Here is an 18862-nt window from a genome sequence, read left to right on the forward strand (position 1 = left end):
CTTAGACAGTGCCGGCGAGCAGAAGCAGTCCGGCACAGGATGCGGCGGCGCCGGTCACGCGCATGAGTTTGGCGCCCGAGTCGAACCGGGCCAGAGCATACCCGGCCAGCAAGCCCGCGCCGTGCAGCAGGGCCGTCGCGAGAACGAAACCAAGCCCATAGGTGATCCCGGAAGCGGCCACGGGCATCTCCGCCCCGTGCGCATGCCCGTGGAAAACGGCAAACACGCCGACGACAGCGATGGCGAGGATGGATGGCAAGGCCCGGCCACTGGCGACGATGGCGCCCAGCACCACCACGGAGAGGACGATCGCGAGCTCGACGAGCGGCAGCGTAATCGCCGCGGCGCCGAGCACACCGCCAACCACCATCATACCGACGAAACTAGCCGGCACGGCCCAAGTGGCGCGACCTCCCATGTGGAAAGCCAGCAGGCCGACCGTCACCATTGCAAGAACGTGATCCAATCCACCGATCGGGTGCAGGAAGCCGGTTGTAAAGCCGCCCGTGGTCATCGCCCCAGTGTGCGCAGTTGCGCTGGAGGCGGTCAGGACGGTTGCGAGAAAAGCGAGTAGAAATCTCATAAAGTCTCCTTTCGGCGCCCACCGCGCCGTTGGTCTGAGGTCGGTCGTTTGAGTGCGGTCGGTCTCCTGGCTGAGGATGTTGCCGCGCTCGCCTTCCCAGCACGATGCCAGTGGCCTGATGAGCGTGGTTTCGTCCAACACAGTGGCGGGGGCCACACCGGACTTGCACCGGTTTCCCGTTCGCAGGGTGCGAATACCGCGTGGAAGAGGGTACCGACCGTTAATGACTTCGAGCAAGCATCCCGACCGATTTTTCGCTCGGGCGGATCAACTCTGATTCGGGCTATATCGCCTATTCGAAAGACGCACGCGGGTAAGTGTGGTCGCGGCAGTGGTGTTCTGATTGTTGCCACGCAACTGAGCTCTTGTACCTGCGCCAGCCGGCCCAAACCTACACCGGGTAAGATAGATGCACGGTGATGAAGAGGAGCGGTCCGGTGCCCACGCACAACCGCGATATCGCGGCGAAGTTCGACGAACTGGCGGATTTGCTCGAAATTCAAGGCGCCAACGTTTTCCGGGTGCGCGCCTACCGCAACGGCGCCCGGACCCTCCGCGATCTGCCGCACAGCGTCGTCCAGCTATTGCGTGACGGCACGGATTTGACGGAGTTACCCGGGATCGGCGCGGATTTGGCGCAGAAGACCCGCGAGATCGTCGAGACCGGCGAACTCAGCGACTTACAGGAAATCGTTCAGGACGTCCCGGAAAGCCTGATCGATGTGATGGGTATTGCCGGTCTCGGGCCTAAGCGGGTCAAGACGCTCTACGAAGCGCTTGGCGTGCGGGACCTGGCCGGTCTGAAGAAAGCGACTGAGTCCGGTGAAATTCAAGACCTCTCCGGGTTTGGTAAGAAGACCGAGCAGAACATTCTGGAGGAGCTGGCGACCCGTGGAAGTGGTGAGAAACGGTTCCGGCGCCGGGATGCCGAGGAGCTTGCCGAACCGTTGATCGAAATGCTGCGGCAGATCGACGGCGTCGACCAGGCGATCATTGCCGGCAGTTACCGGCGCCGGAAGGAGACGGTCGGCGATCTCGACATCCTGCTGAGCTGTTCGGACGCCGGCCCGGTGATGGACCGTTTCGTCGCTTACGACGACGTCCAGCGCGTGCTCTCGCACGGACAGACACGGGCGAGCGTGGTGCTTAAGGGTGGCCTGCAGGTCGATCTGCGGGCGGTTGCGCGGGAAAGCTATGGCGCCGCGCTGCACTACTTCACCGGCAGCCAGGCGCACAATATCAGGGTTCGCCAACTGGGCCAGCAGCGCGGCCTAAAGGTCAACGAATACGGCGTTTTTGAAGGCGAGACGCGGGTTGCCGGCAGGCGCGAGGTCGAGGTGTTCGAGGCCGTCGGTCTGCCCGAGATCGTGCCCGAGCTGCGCGAGGATCGCGGCGAGATCGAGGCGGCGCAGACTGACAAACTGCCCGATCTTGTCACGCTCGACGACATCTGCGGCAACCTCCACAGCCATACCGACTGGTCCGACGGAGCGGGCACGCTGGAGGAGATGGCCCAGGCGGCGAAAGCGCGTGGCTTGAGCTACCTGGCGATCACCGACCATTCCAAGGCGGTACGGGTTGCCGGCGGCCTGGACGCCGACCGGCTGGCCCGGCAGATCGACGCGATCGACGACCTGAACGAGTCGCTCGACGGTATCACCCTGTTGAAGGGGATCGAGGTCGACATTCTGGAGGACGGGACGCTCGATCTGCCGGACGCGGTCCTCGCGCGCCTTGATTTGACCGTCTGTTCGATCCACAGCCGGATGAACCTGTCTGGCGATAAGCAGACGACCCGGGTGCTCAAGGCGATGGAGAACCCGAACTTTACCATCCTGGGCCATCCCACCGGCCGGTTGCTGGGCGAACGGGCAGGCTACCAGCTCGACATGGAGCAGGTGATCGCCCAGGCCTCCCAGGGTGGCCACGTGCTGGAGATCAATGCCCAGCCGGCGCGCCTCGACCTGGACGATACGCACGCCAAGATGGCGCGTGAGGCCGGGGTGAAACTGTCGATCGCCACCGATGCGCACGCCGGTACGCACCTCGACCTGATGCGCTTCGGTGTGGATCAGGCCCGGCGCGGCTGGGTGACGGCTGACGACGTAATCAACACGCGGGACCTACAAGGGCTTCGGAAGCTTCTGCGCGGCTAACCGCCCAGCTATCCAAACCGAGAGGAGCGAGAGAACGCGGTATGCCCGAACTGCCGGACGTTGAAGCGAACGCGATAGAGCTGCGCGCACACGCCCTGGACCGTGAAATCGCACGGGTCGCCCTGCACGATCCGCAGCGCCTGCGCGGCAGCAACCCGGCGGATCTGGAAGCAGCGCTGACCGGTTATGCGTTCGAGGCCGTAGCACGCCACGGTAAGATGCTGTTTGTGAAGGTTTCTTGTGGTTGGCACCTGGTCGTGCACTTCGGCATGACCGGCCATCTGACGCGGCTCGATGATGGCGCGCGCGAGCCGGCGCACTGCCGTCTGCATCTGCTCTTTCGTGACGGCGGCGGGCTGGCCTTCACCGACCAGCGCCGTCTGGGCTGGGTCGAGTTGACCGACGATCCGGCGCACTACCTGCGCAGCCAGGATCTTGGTCCGGACGTGCTTGCGCTTGAGGCCGAGACGTTCGCCCGGCGGATCGGCGGCAAGCGGGGCCAGCTCAAGACCGCGCTGATGGATCAGAGCGTGGTCGCTGGTCTTGGGAACGTTTGGGCGGATGAAGTGCTGTTCCAGACTGGCCTGCGCCCGGACGTCAAGGCGCACGAGCAGAAACCGGAGGTGCTGCGCACGCTGCACGCCACTATCCGCAAGGTGTTGCCCGTCGCCGCCGAGCACGGCGCCGATCTGGCCCGGCTGCCCGCCAGCTTTCTGACGCCCCAGCGCGGGCAGGAACACCCGACGTGTCCCAACTGCGGCCACGCGCTGGAGACGCCGAAGATCGCCGGACGCACCGCCTACCTCTGTCCGGTGTGTCAGGCTTCGCGGTAGCCGACTGTCGCTGGCTGCCCGCTAAAAACCGAACAACGCTGGCAGGCCGGTCGTGATCGAAGGCACCAGGATGATCACGGCGAGCGCGACCAGGGCAGTCACCACGAACGGCCAGATCGTGCGGAACAGGTCTTCCAGCGGCACCCGTCCGACGGCGGAGACGATGTAGACGCATGCGCCCATCGGCGGGGTGATCAGCGCGATCGTGATGTTGAGCGTCATCACGATGCCGAAGTGAAAGGGATCGATCCCGGCAGCTGTCGCGACCGGCGCGAACACCGGGGTAAGCAGCACCAGCGCAGCGATCTCCTCCATGAACATGCCGATCACGAAGGTGATTGCGCTCAGGATCACCAACACCAGCAGCGGGCTGTGCGCGAATTCCAGGACGAAGCTGGCGAACGCTTGCGGCACTTGGTTGAATGACAGCAGCCAGCCGATCACCGCCGCTGCACCGATGATCAGGAAGATCGCGCTGGAAAGGCGCGCCGTCTCGGCGACGGAAGCGGCCAGGGCGCGTATGGTGAGCTGCCGGGTCAGTAGCAAGCCGGCGATCACGACGTAGGCCACGGCGAGCGCACCGGACTCGGTCGGGGTCACCACGCCCCAGATGATGCCGCCCAGGATGATCACCGGCGCGATCAGGGCTGGGAGCGCGTAGACCACGGCACGGCCGAGCGCGGCCATAGAGAAGCGTTCGCCGGTGGGCTGGAACCCATTGCGTTTGGCGTGCAGCCAGTTGAGCCCGATAAACGCGATGCCGAGCACCAGTCCCGGGATGATCCCGGCCACGAACAGGCCGCCGATCGAGGTGCCGGTCATCGTGCCGTACAGGATCATGAAGATCGACGGCGGGATGATCGGGCCGATCAGCGAGCTTCCCGCCGTCAGTCCGGCGGCGTAGGAGCGGGTAAAGCCGTCCTTCTCCATCGCCGGGATCAGGATCGAGCCAAGCGCGCTGGAATCCGCGGCCGCGGAGCCGTTGACGCCCGCGAACAGGATGCTCGCGACGACGTTGACGTACCCCAGTCCGCCGCGCAGGAAGCCGACGACCGCCCGGCACAGCACCAGCAGCCGGTCGGTTAGGCCAGCATGGTTCATCAACGTGCCGGCCAGCACGAAGAAGGGGATCGCCATCAGCGTGAAGACGTCGATCCCGCCGAAATACTGCTGGATCATCAGCCGCAGCATCGAGGGATCGCCGATCCACGCAAACCCGGTCAATCCAGCCGCCAGCAGCGAGACGAACAACGGCGCGCCGACCACCATCAGCACGATGAACACACCCAGCATGGCCCAGGTCACGGCACGACCTCCGTGTCGTTGCGGCCGGCCGGGCCGGCTAGCAGGATCAAGAGGTACTGCAGCACCATCAGGCCCATGCCGGCTGGGATCGATGCCGTGGGGACGCTGCGCGAGACGTTCATGGCAAGCGTGGTCATGGCCGAGACCTTCTGGGCATAGTAGGCGCCCATCACCGTCATGAAGATGAGGATGGCGAGCACCACGAGGCGCCGGAACGTCTGCACGACGACGGCGACTCTGGGCGGCAGCCGGTCGACGACGATGCGGATCTGCATGTGTTCGCCGCGCCTGAGCGCCGCGGCGCCGGCCAGCAGGACGGACCAGATCAGCGCATAGCGCGCCAGCTCTTCCGTCCAGATCGGGGAAACGTCAAAGCCGTAGCGCGCGACAACGGCGAACACGATCACGCCGACGTTGAGGGTGAGGCAAAGGCCGGCCGCCCAGGCGCTGACGTGTTCGACGCCACGCGCCCAGACGGCTGCCTTGCGTTGGAGGGAGTGAGTCATGCGGAGCTAGTGATGCGCTCAGGAACCGTCGGAAGCCATCTCGTTGGCTTTGGTCGCGCTTTCCTTGGCGAGGTCGATCCACTTCTGATCGATCTTCTCCGCCAGCCACTTGTTGTAGGCCGGCTGGCCCTGCTCCCGGAACGCCTGCATCTCCTCCTCGTTCGGGTGGTAGACCTCCATCCCGTTTTCCTTGAGGAAGTCGACGCGCTCCTGGACCTTTGCCTCGACCCAGATGCGGTTGATGACGTTGGCCTCGTGCGCGGCCGTGCGGATCGCCTCCCGCTGCGCGTCCGGCAACTGGTCCATCCAGGCCCCGTTCACCAGCAGGAACTGCATCGAGTACTGGATATTGGCCATCGTCAGGTACTTCTGCACTTCCTGCAGGCTGCCGATGATGATGTACATTGGCGGGTTCATCTGCCCGTCGGCGACGCCGGTCTTAAGCGCCGTGTAGACCTCGGTCCAGGGAATGGGCGCACCGGACGCGCCGAATGCCTGGTAGAGCGCCACCTGGCTCTGATCCATGGCGCGGAACTTCAGGCCTTCGAAGTCCTCCGGGGAATGGATCGGACGCTCGGAGTTGGTGAACGCGAGGAACCCGCCTTCCTCCACGGCTTCCAGCAGCTCGGCACCGGTGCGCTCGCGGAAGGCTTCCGTTGCCTGCTCCCAGTAGGCGCTGTCCTCGTAAAAGTGGTGCGCCGCTTCGAACGACTTGAACATGAACGGGGCGTTGCCGGCGAAGATTTCCGGGAAGACGGATTGCATGCCGGCGAGCGAGGCGACGTTGATCACGGGCCCGCTCATCACCTGCTCCATACGGGCGGATTCCTTGCCGAGCTGGCTGTTAGGGTATAGCTCGACCTCGATCGCGCCCCCGGTGCGCAGCTTGACGAGTTCCTTGAAATTGCTCGCGAAGCGGTGCACCGCGTTCTTGGTTGTTTCGGGCGGGCCGTTATAGGACATCTTGATCGTCATCGTGTCCTGCGCCGCCGCGGCGTTGCCGCCGATCGCTCCGATCGCCACGAGCGCGGCCGTGAGCCCGGCCACGACATGCCGGCGTTTCAGCACCCTTGTCATTCGAAGCCTCCCTGGTTGGTGTCAGGGCTTGAAACGAGCCGAAAGCCGATGAGGGTGTCAACTCTTCTTGTGTTTGTTTCGATAAAGAAATGCATGGTCGTCAGTCGTGAACAGAGTGGGTGTTACCAACACTTTGGTTTGGGCTGGGACTCGGACCATTCGAGTGTCGGTTGTGTCGGAAAAGACTGGCAGTCTGCAGTAACCTCGCATGGGGATAGGGGTTTAAATAGATCGGTGATTTTGATCCACGCGTAACACGACCCCCCGGTTTTGGCGGATGACGACCTGCACCGATCTGAATGCCTGATAGACACGCATCACGGTTACGCTGCGGCAGTTGACGCAACTGCACTGCATTCGCACTATCGCCGGGCGGGCGAGGAGGCGTGATGATCTCAGGTTGGTGTCGTGGGTTGGTCCGGCTGGCATGCGCGTGCGGCCTCGTCGGTAGTTTGGGCGCGAGCCCGCACCTAGCTTCAGCGGGGGCGGACACCACGATCTACAAAACGCAGCAACACGACGTGCGGCTAGTTACGGTCGCCGACGGGCTCAACGCGCCTTGGAGTCTGTGCTTCCTGCCGGACGGGCGCATGCTGGTCAGCGAGCAGGTCGGCCGCCTACGCCTCGTTCAGCCGGACGGCACGTTGGGGGCGCCGATCGGCGGCTTGCCGGATCTGTACGTGTTCAACCAGGGCGGGCTGCTCGACGTTGCCGTGGCCCCGGATTTCGCGCAGACGCAGCGGATCTATTTCACCTTCAGCGAGCCGGGAGAAAGCTTCGTCGGGACCGCTGTGGCGCGAGCCCGTCTGGACCTGCAGGCGCGTCGCCTGCGCGACGTGGAGGTGATCTTTCGCCAGCGGCCCAAGCTGCCGGGTAACCGTCACTTCGGCGCGCGCATCGTGTTCGGGCCGCAAGGCAACATCTTCGCGACGCTGGGCGATCGGGGCGAGCGTGGCCGGGTGCAGGACCTGTCCAACACCCTGGGGAGCGTGGTGCGGGTACGTCCAGACGGCCAGATACCAGCCGATAACCCCTTCGTCGACCAGGTCGGCCGGGTGCCGGCTCTTTGGAGCTATGGCCATCGCAACCCACAGGGGGCCGCCATCCATCCGCGCACCGGCGACCTTTGGATCGTCGAACACGGGCCCACCGGTGGGGACGAACTCAACCTCGTGAAGCCGGGGCACAACTATGGCTGGCCGACCGTCACGCATGGCGTCGACCGGGACGGCAGTCCGATCGGGGTGGGGAAGCACGCGCCTGGCATGACGCCGCCGATCCACACCTGGACGCCGTCGATCGCGCCCTCCGGCCTGAGCTTCTACACCGGCGATGCCTTTCCGAAGTGGCGCGGCGATCTGCTGGTGGGCGCGCTGGCGGGGCGGACCTTGATCCGTCTGCAGATGGAAGGGGCGCATGTCCGCGCCGAGGAACGCCTGCTGGACGGCCTCGACGAACGTATCCGCGACGTCGTCCAAGGGCCGCGTGGGCGCGTCTACCTCCTGACCGATATGCCGGAGGCCAAGCTGTATCGGCTGGAACCAGTGGGTCGTTGAGCCCTGAGGCGCTCTTGCCCTAACGCCCCATTCGCAGGCTCGGGTGTCGGTTCACGTCCTTGTACAGCAGGTAACGGAACGGTTCCGGTCCACCGGCGTAGCAGGCCTGCGGGCAGAAGGCGCGTAGCCACATGAAATCGCCGGCTTCGACCTCCACCCACTGGTCGTTAAGGCGGTAGACACCCTTGCCCTGCAGGACGTAAAGGCCGTGTTCCATCACATGGGTTTCCATGAACGGGATCACGCCGCCCGGCTGCAAGGTCACGACGGTGAGATGCATGTCGTGGCGCAGGTCATCGGGATCGATGAAGCGGGTGGTTGCCCAGACGCCGTCGGTTTCCGGCATGGGGGTTGGGGCGATGTCCTGTTCGTTGGCGATTACCGGGTCCGGGACATCCAGGCCGTCGACGAAATCGTAGGCCTTGCGGATCCAGTGGAACCGCACCGGCGCTGGACTTGAATTGTGCACGTGCCAGCCGCTATCGGGGGGAAGGTAGGCAAATCCCCCGGGGCTCAGACTGTGGCGCTGCTGGCCGATCGTCAGGTCGAGTGTGCCTTCCAGCACGAACAGCGCGCCCTCGGCGCCGGCGTCGGGCTCTGGAGTCTCGCTCCCGCCGCCGGGGCTGACCTCCATGAGGTATTGCGCGAATGTTTCGGCAAAGCCGGACAAGGGCCGTGCCAGGATCCAGGCGCGCGTGTGGTTCCAGAAGGGCAAGCGGCTGGTGACGATATCGCGCAGCACGCCCCGGGGAATCACGGCAAAGGCATCGGTGAAGATCGCTCGGTCGTGCAGCCGTTCGTGTTGGGATGGCAGGCCACCGTGCGGGGCGTAGTAGGTTGGAGCGGTCATAACCGAGGTCCCTTGGTCCTTCCGGATTTGAGGTTAGAGGCGGAACCGGCGCATCCGGGCCAAAGCGTCCCAGACACGCCGGTTCCAGGCGGTTTAGGCGCTTTCGCCGATGGCGTGCTTCATTTTGCGCATCGTCACGTAATAGAAGCCGGCGCCCAGCAGCGCGCCGATCACCCAGGCGTAACCGGACAGCGCATCCAGCGCCGGCACCCAGACCGAGGCGATCGAGAAGGCCGCGGCCGGCAACCACGCGATCAGCGCCCGGGTGTTCCAGCCGTCGACATACCAGTAGGTGCCGTTCTCGCTGGCCGAGAAGAGTTCCTGGATATCGAGCTTGCCGCGCTTAATCAGGTAATAGTCCAGCACCATGATGCCGTACACCGGGGCCAGGATCGCGCCCAGCGTGTTGACGAAGCCGGTGATGCCCATCTGACTGATCAGCGACACCCATAGCCCGCCGATGAAGAAGGCAGCGATGGCGGTGATCAGGCCGCCGATGCGGAAGTTGATCTTCTCCGGCCACAGATTTGCCAGGTCGAAGGCTGGCGGGATGAAGTTGGCCACGAGGTTGATGCCGACCGTGGCGGTGAAGAAGATCACGGCGGCCACGATGGTCAGGGCCAGATTGTCCACCCGTTCCACGATATCGGTCGGGTTGGTCAGGTGCTCGCCAAACAGGGCGACCGTGCCGGCCGTGATCACCAGGGCCAGGAACGAGAAGATCACCATGTTGACCGGCAAGCCCAGCAGGTTGCCGATCTTCATCTCGCGTTCGCTACGCACAAAGCGGGAGAAGTCGCCGAAGTTGATCACTACCGCGGCGAAGTAGGCGACCATCGTGCCGGTCACGGCCAGGAATGCGCCCAGCGTTCCGCCTTCTGGCTCCTGTTGTGCGGCGAAGATGTCGCCGAGTTCGGTGAACAGGCCGCTGCCGGCGCGCAGCACGATCACAATCGCCAGAATGATCATCACCAGATAGACGAAGGGGCCGGCCCAGTTCAGGAAACGGCGGATCCATTCGATGCCGTTCCAGAACAGGTAGAGCTGGAACAGCCAGACAAGCGCGAAGGATATCCAGCCAATCAGCGTCATGCCGAGGAAGCTGGCGCCGCCTTCGATCCCCGTGACCCCGGTGATCAGCAGGTCAACCGCGGTCGAGGCGAAATAGGTTTGTGCCCCGTACCAAAAGATCGCGACGATACCGCGGACCATCGCCGGGAAGTTCGCCCCGCGCACACCCATGCTGGTACGCGCGAAGACAGGGTAGGGGATGCCGTAACGCACGCTGGGCTGGCCCGATAGGTTGACCAGCACCATCACGATGAAGCCCGACAGGATGATTGCTGCGAACACCAGCCAGCCATTCAGCCCGTAGGTGAGGAACAGCGACGCAGCCAGCGTGTAGCCGAACAGGCTCTGAATATCGTTGGCCCAGACGTTGAAGATCTCGAACCACCCCCAGGAGCGGTTCGACATTTTCACGGGAGCCAAGTCTTGGTTATATAGCGATGGGTCCGGGTTTCGGACCTCAAGGTCTTGATTTGTCATCTCCGTGTGCGCCTCCCTTGCGCAGGTGAGCCGTCATTTTGTGACGGTCGATTGGCTGCCTCCCCGTGCAGCCCGCCTAGGTACCTTCGATCGTCGTTTCTGTGCCGGGTTCGAAGGCGCGTTCTTCGAGGCGTGCCCCTTTGGTCTGGAACTGGTCGCTGCTTTTGCAGCGCAGCTACATTGAACAGGTGGCAGTGTGCCCCGCTTAATGAGGTGATCGTTCAGCACGACGATGCCTTAGACCGGGGATGGTGGATGGCCTTTAGGGCCAATGACATGCCGCCTGCGGCCTAGCGTTTCCCAGGAGACAGGCGTGCGAACTCACCGGTGTAGTTTTTGGGAATGGGGTAGGCGAGATCCCCGTGTTTGCTGGTCGCAAGTCCGGCGCCGGCCAACGCTTCAACGAAGCGTACCGCCACCGAAACACCGTCAATCACAGGGATACCCAGTTCGTTGGTGAGTTCTTGGGTGAGGTCGGCCATGCCAGCGCACCCGAGCACGATGGCGCCGGCGCCGTCGGTATCGCGTGCCTGGCGGCATTTCTCGACGATCCGTTCCCAGGCCGCCCCGTGATCATCCAGCAGCCCGAGCACGGGGATTTCGCAGGCATAGATGCTGCGGCAGTGCTCGCGCATGCCATAGCGCTGGACTAAGTGTTCGGCGATTACGCACGTGCGCTCCAAAGAGGTCACCACCGAAAACCCGGTCGCCAGCATCGAGGCGGCGTGCATGGCAGCTTCGGCGATCCCGATAACCGGGCCGGTTGCCACCTCTCGCGCCGCATTCAGGCCTGGGTCGCCGAAGCAGGCGATGACGAAACCGTTGACCCCGTTGGCTTCACCATCGCGGACCATCTCCAGCATCGGGACCGTGGCAACGGCCTCGTCATAGTGATTCTCGATCGCTGGGGGGCCTGAGTCCGGGTTGACGGCGTTGATCGTGGCGTTCGGGGAGGCTGCGCGGGTCGCCGCATCTCCAATGATCCGGGTCATCTCTACGCTGGTATTCGGGTTGATGACGGTAATCCGCATGGTGGTTTGGCTCCGAGCGAACTGAGAATAAGGGGGCGATAGGCGGGGCAGGGGGCCGGGCCAGGCACCGTGGCACCTAGCCCGGCAACTGCGGCGATTAACTACTCAAGAAACCGCTGGCATGCCGGCCAGTGGCGCATGAGCAGGTAGTAGCTCAGTCCGGCCGGGATCAGACTGGCGTACCAGGAAATGTCGGAGAAGAGCAGGGCAAAGGCAGCCCCGATCGCGGTGGCCACGAATGCGGCATAGTTTATTCCCCGATACGGACCGTTCGCATCGTAGATCTTGTCCATGTCCAGGGTACGTCGACGCAGAACATAGTAGTCCACCACCAAGATCGCGAAGATGGGACCAAGGAACGCCGAGTAGGTCTGCACAAAGATCTGCAGGCCCACTGCGGACCCCTCTTGGACCAACACCCAGGGGAAGGTGGCGAACGCCAGGAAGCCGACCAGAACGGTCGCAGGGCGGAAGGACATTTTGAACATGTCCATCAGCGCATACGTTGGCGGTACGACGTTGTTGAGGACGTTGGTGGTGACCTGCGCCGCCGCGATGAAAAGCAGCGTGGTCATCAGCAACGGCGTGTTGTTCGTTGCGTTGGCGAACACCTGGATCGGATCAGCCACGCCGGTGGCTTCGGACACCATGAACCCGATCAGCCCCATGAGAATGGTGGCCGGCAGGATGGACATGGAATAGATGATGGTGAACAGGCCGGGGCCGGTTCCAGGCGTGTGTTCGCGGCTGTAGTCGCTGACGTTCAGCATCATTGTCGCGTAGATACCCATGAAGAGCATCGTCGCACCCCAGAACGGCAGTCCCCAGGAGCCTTCCTTCGTCAGAAGGTTTGCGGAGACCTCGTCACCGTACATGCTGATGGTGCTGTAGAAGATGTAAAACAGGGACGCGAGAATGAAGGCGCTTCCAATATTCTCCAGCCACTTGATGCCCTGAAAGCCGAATGCGGACAGCGCGATCTGGAGAAATTGAAAGCAAATGAAGTATAGGACTAGGTTGTCGAAGCCAAACAAGGTGGCCGACACCATGTTCAATGCGCCGGCGCCGATCCAGCTTTGGAACCCGTACCAGATGACGGCAGGCACGGCTCGGACCACGCCCGGCAACCGTGTCCCGGTGAAACCAAAGGCGGTGCGTGCTTGCACCATGAAGGGAATGCCGTACTTGTAGCCGGCCTGTCCGTTGATCGTGAGCGCTAGGCCGATGACGAAGCATCCAATGGCGATGGCGATGGTTGCCTGAATGAGGTTGAGCGTCTCGACCACGCTTGCCCCCATGGCAAAGGTGCCGATGGATACGCAGCCACCTAACCAGGCAAAGAAGTAGGACGCCCGCCCCATAATGCGGATCTGCTGTGGCTCCAGGGACTCATCTCCTGGAGCTTTGGTGCCGTCTCGTGCCGCTGCGGCGGTCTCTGTGCTTGTGGACATCTCCTTGTGCGCCTCCCTTGCGCGGACTTGGCCGCCAAGCCAGCCAACGACTCATACCTGACGGCCATCGGCGTGGAACCACGCGGATGCGTGGTCAGATACCTTCGATCACCGTTTCTGTGTCGGGTTCGAAGATGCGTTCCTCGAGGTTCGTGCCCGGTCCATGCCGGTCGAGCACGAGGAAGTCCTGGGTCGCGTCGAGTACGAGCAGCGGGTGGTGCCAGACGCCGCGGGCATAGCGAACGCCCTGGTCCGGTCCCGCGCGAAAGCAGCGGCAGTTTGCTGGTGTCGGCTGTTCGCCTGGTGCGACGACCACGAGCCAGTCGCCGCCGCCCAGCGGAAAGAAGGCCTGATCGCCCAGCGGGTGGCGCTCCAGCATGCGGATGGCGATCGGAGAAGGCCGGCGTGCGCCGTGGAAGATCGATACGATCACCTCGCCCTCCGGCCCCGGATCGACATGGCTCAGAGCGTTGAACCGGCGTGTGGTGCCGTCGTTGATCAGGTAGTTCTCCGCACCATCACGCTGTATTACCGTCCCGAACGGCGCGAAGCCTTCTGCGGTCAGCGGTTCCGGGCGCAGCGTGATCATGCCGCGGGCCCGTCGGCGGGCTTGTGGTAGGCGTGCCAATGTTCGGCGATGTCGATGCGTCGGGCGAACCAAACTGCTTCGTGTCCGGCGACATAATCCAGGAAGCGTGCCAGCGCCGCCGCCCGTCCTGGTCGTCCGGCCAGCCGGCAATGCAGGCCGACCGACATCATCTTGGGCGAACCGGCCACCCCTTCGGCGTAGAGCTGATCGAAGGTGTCGCGCAGGTAGGCGTAAAACTGGTCGCCGCTGTTGAAGCCTTGCGGGCTTGCGAAGCGCATGTCGTTGACGTCGAGCGTGTAAGGCACCATCAGGAACGGCCCGTCCGGCCCGGCGACCCAGTAGGGCAGGTCGTCGCTATAGCAGTCGGCGCTGTAGCGCACGCCGGCCTCTTCCATCACCAGCGGCACGGTATGCTCCGACGTCCGGCCGGTGTACCAGCCCTTCGGCCGCGCGCCTGTAACCTGCTCGTGGATGCGCAGGGCCTCGTGCAGATGGGCGCGTTCGCTCTCCCGATCGAAGTCGCGGTAGTCGATCCACTTCAGACCGTGCGAGGCGATCTCCCAATCCGCGGCCTGCATCGCCGCGACAGCATCGGGGTTGCGCTGCATCGCGGCCGCCACGCCGAATACGGTGACCGGTAGGTTGCGCTCGGTGCACAGCCGGTGCAGCCGCCAGAAGCCCGCGCGGCTGCCGTATTCGTACAGTGATTCCATGCTCATGTGCCGCTGGCCGGGCCATGGCTCGGCGCCGACCATCTCCGACAGGAAGGCCTCGGACTCACCGTCGCCGTGCAGCAGGCAGCGCTCGCCGCCTTCCTCGTAATTGATCACGAGCTGAACTGCGATCCGCGCGCCCCCCGGCCATTTCGGGTCCGGCGGTGATCCCGCATACCCCACGAGGTCGCGTGGATAATCGGCACCAGTCGGCCCGATGGAGACGGAATGCCGGTCGGCCATGGTCGATCGCCTCTCATGTCACGGTTAATGCAGCGCAATATACTGAAACAGCAAATTTCATGGATCAAGAAGTTTTGAAAAATTTATATCACTCTGAGTTGACGCACAGGGATGGCGGTCGCACTCTTCTGCCCATGGCGCAGACCCACCAACGCAGTTCGGACAGCTCTTCACCAGGCGAGCCGGCATCGGCCTCGCTGGAATCCCTCGTGCGCGCAGCGTATGAGGACTTGCCGGGTTCGGAGCGGAAGCTGGCGGATCTGATTCTGGCTGCGCCTGGCGAGATAGCCGGCTATTCGGCGACCGAGCTCGCCGAACTCGCGGGCACCTCGAAGGCGGCGGCAACGCGCTTTTTCAAACGCCTGGGGTTCAAGAATTTTAGCGAAGCGCGTCAGCTTGCCCGGGCCCGGCAGGACTGGGGCTCGCCGCTCTATCTCGACCGCCGAACCGCGGTTGCGCCTGACCCCTCGACGGAATTGACGGCCTATCTGGATGACGAACTGCGCATCCTGCAGGAAAGTTTTAGCCAACTCGATCCCCGCGACCTCGACGCGGCGGCGGCCAGCATTGCCCGGGCGCGTCGGGTCTGGGTGATTGGCTTCCGCAACAGCCATTTTATCGCGGGCTATGCGCGTTGGCAGTTCATCCAGTTCCGTCCTGACGTGCACCTGCTGCCACGCACGGGTGAGACGCTGGCCGAACAACTGGCCAACGTTGGCCCGCAGGATACGGTGGTCCTGGTTGGGGTGCGCCGGCGCGTGGTCGGCTTTCGCCGGGTGATCGAGGCGTGCGCGGATCAGGGGGCGGAGATCCTCTACCTTACCGATCCGACCGCGCGGGCGGAGAGTGCCCGGGCCACCTGGACGCTCGTCTGCCAGGTGGAAAGCTCTTACTTGTTCGATAGCTACGCCACGCCGATGAGCCTGCTGCGCTTTCTGGCAATCAACGCCTACCGCAAGATCGGCCGTGCCGGTCACGAGCATCTGGAAGCGATCGAGCGCCTGCACGACCGTCTCCACGCCTTCGATTGAGCAAATGGCGCGCGCCTTTTGACGTTGGTCCGCTGATTGAGCCGCATACGTGCGTATGTGGCTCTCTTGCATGTGAGGGGGCGCCCCGGGTAAGCACGCGGTGAACGTCACTGGTCGCGGGGCGCACCCGGGCGCGTCCGCGCGCGGCCGATATTCCAATGTGCCGTCCGCTTGAACCGGTACGCTGCCGGCGTGCTGCTTGAGGCGACCTCTGCGTCGTCGCAGGACAGGGCGGCTTTTGATGGGGAGATAAACATGCTCCGGACCCTCACCCGGGGATCCGTCTACATGGTCGAGCGTTACCTGCCGGATCCTTATATCTTCGTTCTGCTCCTGACCCTGGTGGTGTTCGCCGCCGGCATGGGGATCGAGCAGCAATCGCCTCTGGAGATGGTCCAGTATTGGGGCAACGGCTTCTGGAACCTGCTGACCTTTGGCATGCAGATGGTGCTGGTGCTGGTCACGGGCTATGTCCTGGCCTCCAGCCCACCGTTCAAGCGCCTGCTGCAGACGCTCGCGCGGCTGGCCTCCACCCCAGGGCAGGCGATCGTGTTGGTCACGGTGGTTTCGATGATCGCCGCTTGGATCAACTGGGGCTTTGGACTGGTGATCGGCGCCTTGTTCGCCCGCCAGCTGGCGCAGGTGGTGCCCCGTGTCGATTATCGCCTGCTGATCGCCAGCGCCTACACCGGTTTCCTGGTGTGGCACGGCGGCCTGGCCAGTTCGGTCGGTCTGGTGATCGCTACGGAAGGCCATTTCGCCCAGGACCAGATCGGTGTCGTGCCGACCTCCGAGACGATCTTCTCCAGCTTCAACCTGCTGCTGGTACTCTCGATCCTGATCGTGATCCCGGTGGTCAACCGGATGATGATGCCGCCAGCCGACCGGGCCGTGACGGTCGATCCGCAGAAGCTCGCACAGGAGGAAGCGCAAGCTCCGGTGACCATCGACCGACCGGCGGATCGGCTGGAAAACAGCGTGATCCTGGCACAGGCGGTCGGTTTGTTGGGGCTGGCGTTCCTGGTCTACTACTTCGTCGCCGGGGCGAGTTCGCTCAACCTCAATATCGTCAACTTCGCCTTCCTGTTCCTCGGCATCATGCTGCACGGCCGCCCGAGCAGTTTCCTGAACGCTGTGCAAGAGGCGGTGAAGGGCGCCGGCGGGATCGTCATCCAGTTCCCCTTCTACGCCGGTATCATGGCGATGATGATCGACAGTGGGCTTGCTGAAAGTCTGTCCAACCTGTTCGTCGCCGCGTCCAACGAGGTGACCTTCCCGCTGTTCACCTTCCTGAGTGCGGGAATCGTCAACATGTTCGTACCCTCCGGCGGTGGTCAGTGGGCCGTACAGGCACCGGTGATGCTGGATGCCGCGGAACGCCTTGGGGTGAGCGTGCCGCGGACCGCCATGGCGGTCGCCTGGGGGGATGCCTGGACCAACATGATCCAGCCCTTCTGGGCACTCCCGGCGCTGGCGATCGCCGGGCTGAACGCCAAGGACATCATGGGCTATTGCCTGGTCGTCCTGCTGGTGTCCGGGGTGATCATGGGCGCCGGGCTCATGTTCTTCCCGTAGGATGGGGGCGACACACGGTGGCGTCACGGCGCCGGCTGCGCCGGGCGTCACCGTGTGGTCCGCTACATTCAAACCCTGCCTTTCCTGTCAGCGCTGCAGGGCTAGCCATATTTGCCGCCAAAGCGCTTCGAGTCCGGTTTGCTAACCGCCGCTGCGTTGTTTATCGTTCACGCGGCGCTGGACACGTCTTGAATTGAATTAACCGTCAAGAAGAAGAAATGCCGTGGCGGTGTTACGCCGAACCACGGTCTTGCAGCTATTGAGATACGCGCACACGCAGGGGAGGTGCCTATGTCGTCGCGTAATGGGCCCAATTCCGAAGCGGTCGAGGAGGCCAAACGGAAGTATTGGGCTGCGAATATCCGGGTTATCATCGGGAGCCTGATCGTCTGGGCTCTGGTTTCCTTCGGTTTTGGGATTCTGCTCCGGCCTCTGCTGTCAGGTATCGAGATTGGCGGGACCGATCTCGGTTTCTGGTTTGCTCAGCAAGGCAGTATTCTTGTCTTCATCGCGTTGATTTTTAATTACGCGCGTTTGATGAACAAGCTCGACCGCAAATACGATCTCGACGAGCAGTAGGGCGGGGCATCCATGGATCAATATGTTATCAATCTGCTGTTCGTAGGGGCGAGTTTCGCTCTTTACATCGGCATTGCAATTTGGGCGCGCGCTGGCTCGACGGCGGAATTCTATGCCGCCTCCCGCGGCGTCCATCCGGTCGTCAACGGGGCGGCCACGGCCGCCGACTGGATGTCGGCCGCTTCGTTCATCTCGATGGCCGGTTTGATCGCCTTTGTCGGCTACGACAACAGTTCCTTCCTGATGGGCTGGACCGGCGGCTACGTGCTGCTGGCGATGCTGTTGGCGCCATACTTGCGCAAGTTCGGCAAGTTCACGGTGCCGGAGTTCATCGGCGAACGTTTCTATAGCCCGACCGCACGGATGGTTGGCGTGATCTGCCTGATCGTCGCGTCGATCACCTACGTGATCGGCCAGATGACGGGCGTGGGCGTCGCCTTCTCGCGCTTCCTGGAGGTTTCCAACACCACCGGCCTGCTGATTGGTGCGGCGGTCGTGTTCTTCTACGCCGTGCTCGGCGGCATGAAAGGCATTACCTACACCCAGGTGGCGCAGTACTGCGTCCTCATCCTGGCGTTCACGATTCCCGCCGTGTTCATTTCGCTGCAGCTGACCGGCAATCCGATTCCGCCGCTTGGTCTGTTCAGCGAGCACACGGCCAGCGGCCAGCCGCTGCTGGAGCGCCTGGATCAGGTGCTCACCGACCTCGGCTTCAGCGAGTACACCGGCCACGGCGGCAACACACTGAATATGGTGCTGTTCACCTTGTCGCTGATGATCGGTACGGCAGGCCTGCCGCACGTGATTATCCGCTTCTTCACCGTGCCCAAGGTGTCAGATGCGCGTCTGTCGGCCGGCTGGGCGCTGGTGTTCATCGCGCTGCTTTACCTCACGGCCCCGGCCGTGGGCGCGATGGCGCGGCTGAACATCACCGACCTGATGTGGCCGAACGGCACGAGCAGCCAGGCGGTTACGATCGATGCGATCGAGAACGACCCGGAGTACGCCTGGATGGAGACCTGGCAGCAGACCAATCTGCTGGGCTTTGAAGACAAGAACGGCGACGGCCGCATCCAGTACTACAACGATAGCAATCCGGAGATGCAGCAGGTTGCGGAGCAGAACGGCTGGGAAGGCAACGAGCTGACCAAGTTCAACCGCGACATCCTGGTGCTGGCCAACCCGGAGATCGCCAATCTGCCTGGCTGGGGATCGGTCTGATCGCCGCAGGTGGCC

General features: G+C 63.4%; 17 protein-coding genes and 1 riboswitch. Of the genes, 7 read left to right on the plus strand and 10 right to left on the minus strand.

Going from position 1 to position 18862, the window contains the following annotated elements; translation table 11 throughout:
* Window position 1: 1 nt before the first annotated feature.
* The gene (locus RHOSA_RS0110985) at window positions 2-583 is read right to left on the minus strand and encodes a HupE/UreJ family protein (protein WP_027288701.1); all 582 of its coding nucleotides are present in this window, start codon (window positions 581-583) and stop codon (window positions 2-4) included.
* Window positions 584-622: 39 nt separating this feature from the next.
* Window positions 623-799, minus strand: a riboswitch (cobalamin riboswitch).
* A gap of 221 nt (window positions 800-1020) precedes the next feature.
* Here RHOSA_RS0110985 and polX point away from each other — a divergent pair.
* Entirely contained in the window at window positions 1021-2739 is a 1719-nt protein-coding gene (gene polX, locus RHOSA_RS0110990; protein WP_027288702.1) for a DNA polymerase/3'-5' exonuclease PolX, read from the plus strand.
* A 41-nt stretch (window positions 2740-2780) separates the two neighbouring features.
* On the plus strand, window positions 2781-3572 hold the full coding sequence (locus tag RHOSA_RS0110995; protein WP_027288703.1) for an Fpg/Nei family DNA glycosylase: 792 nt from the start codon (window positions 2781-2783) through the stop codon (window positions 3570-3572).
* Between the two features lie 21 nt (window positions 3573-3593).
* Here the strand turns inward: RHOSA_RS0110995 and RHOSA_RS0111000 are convergent, their stop codons facing one another.
* From RHOSA_RS0111000 to RHOSA_RS0111010, 3 genes are read right to left on the minus strand one after another with little or no spacing between them, the layout of a single operon-like run.
* The gene (locus RHOSA_RS0111000) at window positions 3594-4877 is read right to left on the minus strand and encodes a TRAP transporter large permease (RefSeq protein ID WP_027288704.1); all 1284 of its coding nucleotides are present in this window, start codon (window positions 4875-4877) and stop codon (window positions 3594-3596) included.
* Window positions 4874-5383: a TRAP transporter small permease gene (locus RHOSA_RS21960; RefSeq protein ID WP_051432055.1), complete on the minus strand. Its 510-nt coding sequence runs from the start codon at window positions 5381-5383 to the stop codon at window positions 4874-4876. The genes RHOSA_RS0111000 and RHOSA_RS21960 overlap by 4 nt, the downstream gene beginning before the upstream one ends.
* A gap of 18 nt (window positions 5384-5401) precedes the next feature.
* Complete coding sequence (locus tag RHOSA_RS0111010) at window positions 5402-6460, minus strand: TRAP transporter substrate-binding protein (RefSeq protein WP_037256107.1); 1059 nt, start codon at window positions 6458-6460, stop codon at window positions 5402-5404.
* A gap of 521 nt (window positions 6461-6981) precedes the next feature.
* On the opposite strand from RHOSA_RS0111010, the gene RHOSA_RS0111015 reads away from it, so the two are divergent.
* Window positions 6982-8016, plus strand: a complete 1035-nt coding sequence (locus tag RHOSA_RS0111015; protein ID WP_200372040.1) for a PQQ-dependent sugar dehydrogenase — start codon at window positions 6982-6984, stop codon at window positions 8014-8016.
* Between the two features lie 19 nt (window positions 8017-8035).
* Here the strand turns inward: RHOSA_RS0111015 and RHOSA_RS0111020 are convergent, their stop codons facing one another.
* The 6 genes from RHOSA_RS0111020 to puuE form a co-directional block, all read right to left on the minus strand.
* Window positions 8036-8866 (minus strand): bifunctional allantoicase/(S)-ureidoglycine aminohydrolase, encoded by an 831-nt coding sequence (locus RHOSA_RS0111020; RefSeq protein WP_027288707.1) that lies wholly within the window; start codon window positions 8864-8866, stop codon window positions 8036-8038.
* A 93-nt stretch (window positions 8867-8959) separates the two neighbouring features.
* Complete coding sequence (locus tag RHOSA_RS0111025) at window positions 8960-10342, minus strand: NCS1 family nucleobase:cation symporter-1 (RefSeq protein WP_242468828.1); 1383 nt, start codon at window positions 10340-10342, stop codon at window positions 8960-8962.
* Window positions 10343-10704: 362 nt separating this feature from the next.
* Window positions 10705-11445: an aspartate/glutamate racemase family protein gene (locus tag RHOSA_RS0111030; protein WP_027288709.1), complete on the minus strand. Its 741-nt coding sequence runs from the start codon at window positions 11443-11445 to the stop codon at window positions 10705-10707.
* A gap of 101 nt (window positions 11446-11546) precedes the next feature.
* Window positions 11547-12896, minus strand: coding sequence for an NCS1 family transporter (locus RHOSA_RS0111035; protein ID WP_027288710.1), 1350 nt, complete (start codon window positions 12894-12896; stop codon window positions 11547-11549).
* 94 nt (window positions 12897-12990) lie between these two features.
* Window positions 12991-13485 carry an ureidoglycolate lyase gene (locus tag RHOSA_RS0111040; protein ID WP_027288711.1) on the minus strand — a complete coding sequence of 165 codons (495 nt, stop codon included), beginning with the start codon at window positions 13483-13485 and terminating at the stop codon, window positions 12991-12993.
* Window positions 13482-14441 (minus strand): allantoinase PuuE, encoded by a 960-nt coding sequence (gene puuE, locus RHOSA_RS0111045; protein WP_051432056.1) that lies wholly within the window; start codon window positions 14439-14441, stop codon window positions 13482-13484. Before puuE ends, RHOSA_RS0111040 begins: the two co-directional genes overlap by 4 nt.
* Window positions 14442-14575: 134 nt before the next feature.
* On the opposite strand from puuE, the gene RHOSA_RS0111050 reads away from it, so the two are divergent.
* From RHOSA_RS0111050 to RHOSA_RS21965, 4 genes are all read left to right on the plus strand, one after another.
* A complete protein-coding gene (locus tag RHOSA_RS0111050) occupies window positions 14576-15472 on the plus strand; it encodes a MurR/RpiR family transcriptional regulator (protein WP_051432057.1) in 897 nt (298 codons plus the stop codon).
* 255 nt (window positions 15473-15727) lie between these two features.
* Window positions 15728-17047: a short-chain fatty acid transporter gene (locus RHOSA_RS0111055; RefSeq protein ID WP_027288714.1), complete on the plus strand. Its 1320-nt coding sequence runs from the start codon at window positions 15728-15730 to the stop codon at window positions 17045-17047.
* Between the two features lie 291 nt (window positions 17048-17338).
* A complete protein-coding gene (locus RHOSA_RS0111060; protein ID WP_027288715.1) occupies window positions 17339-17626 on the plus strand; it encodes a DUF4212 domain-containing protein in 288 nt (95 codons plus the stop codon).
* A 12-nt stretch (window positions 17627-17638) separates the two neighbouring features.
* Window positions 17639-18847: a sodium:solute symporter family protein gene (locus RHOSA_RS21965; RefSeq protein WP_244880631.1), complete on the plus strand. Its 1209-nt coding sequence runs from the start codon at window positions 17639-17641 to the stop codon at window positions 18845-18847.
* Window positions 18848-18862 lie beyond the last annotated feature (15 nt).

The sequence above is a fragment of the Rhodovibrio salinarum DSM 9154 genome, assembly GCF_000515255.1.
Lineage (GTDB): Bacteria > Pseudomonadota > Alphaproteobacteria > Kiloniellales > Rhodovibrionaceae > Rhodovibrio > Rhodovibrio salinarum.

What these genes read in the sequence shown, in the direction of transcription:
- RHOSA_RS0110985 (WP_027288701.1), bottom strand. Translation starts at nt 583, where the DNA reads ATGAGATTTCTACTCGCTTTTCTCGCAACCGTCCTGACCGCCTCCAGC.
- RHOSA_RS0110995 (WP_027288703.1), top strand. Translation starts at nt 2,781, where the DNA reads ATGCCCGAACTGCCGGACGTTGAAGCGAACGCGATAGAGCTGCGCGCA.
- RHOSA_RS21960 (WP_051432055.1), bottom strand. Translation starts at nt 5,383, where the DNA reads ATGACTCACTCCCTCCAACGCAAGGCAGCCGTCTGGGCGCGTGGCGTC.
- RHOSA_RS0111010 (WP_037256107.1), bottom strand. Translation starts at nt 6,460, where the DNA reads ATGACAAGGGTGCTGAAACGCCGGCATGTCGTGGCCGGGCTCACGGCC.
- RHOSA_RS0111020 (WP_027288707.1), bottom strand. Translation starts at nt 8,866, where the DNA reads ATGACCGCTCCAACCTACTACGCCCCGCACGGTGGCCTGCCATCCCAA.
- RHOSA_RS0111025 (WP_242468828.1), bottom strand. Translation starts at nt 10,342, where the DNA reads ATGTCGAACCGCTCCTGGGGGTGGTTCGAGATCTTCAACGTCTGGGCC.
- RHOSA_RS0111030 (WP_027288709.1), bottom strand. Translation starts at nt 11,445, where the DNA reads ATGCGGATTACCGTCATCAACCCGAATACCAGCGTAGAGATGACCCGG.
- RHOSA_RS0111035 (WP_027288710.1), bottom strand. Translation starts at nt 12,896, where the DNA reads ATGTCCACAAGCACAGAGACCGCCGCAGCGGCACGAGACGGCACCAAA.
- RHOSA_RS0111040 (WP_027288711.1), bottom strand. Translation starts at nt 13,485, where the DNA reads ATGATCACGCTGCGCCCGGAACCGCTGACCGCAGAAGGCTTCGCGCCG.
- puuE (WP_051432056.1), bottom strand. Translation starts at nt 14,441, where the DNA reads ATGGCCGACCGGCATTCCGTCTCCATCGGGCCGACTGGTGCCGATTAT.
- RHOSA_RS0111050 (WP_051432057.1), top strand. Translation starts at nt 14,576, where the DNA reads ATGGCGCAGACCCACCAACGCAGTTCGGACAGCTCTTCACCAGGCGAG.
- RHOSA_RS0111055 (WP_027288714.1), top strand. Translation starts at nt 15,728, where the DNA reads ATGCTCCGGACCCTCACCCGGGGATCCGTCTACATGGTCGAGCGTTAC.
- RHOSA_RS0111060 (WP_027288715.1), top strand. Translation starts at nt 17,339, where the DNA reads ATGTCGTCGCGTAATGGGCCCAATTCCGAAGCGGTCGAGGAGGCCAAA.
- RHOSA_RS21965 (WP_244880631.1), top strand. Translation starts at nt 17,639, where the DNA reads ATGGATCAATATGTTATCAATCTGCTGTTCGTAGGGGCGAGTTTCGCT.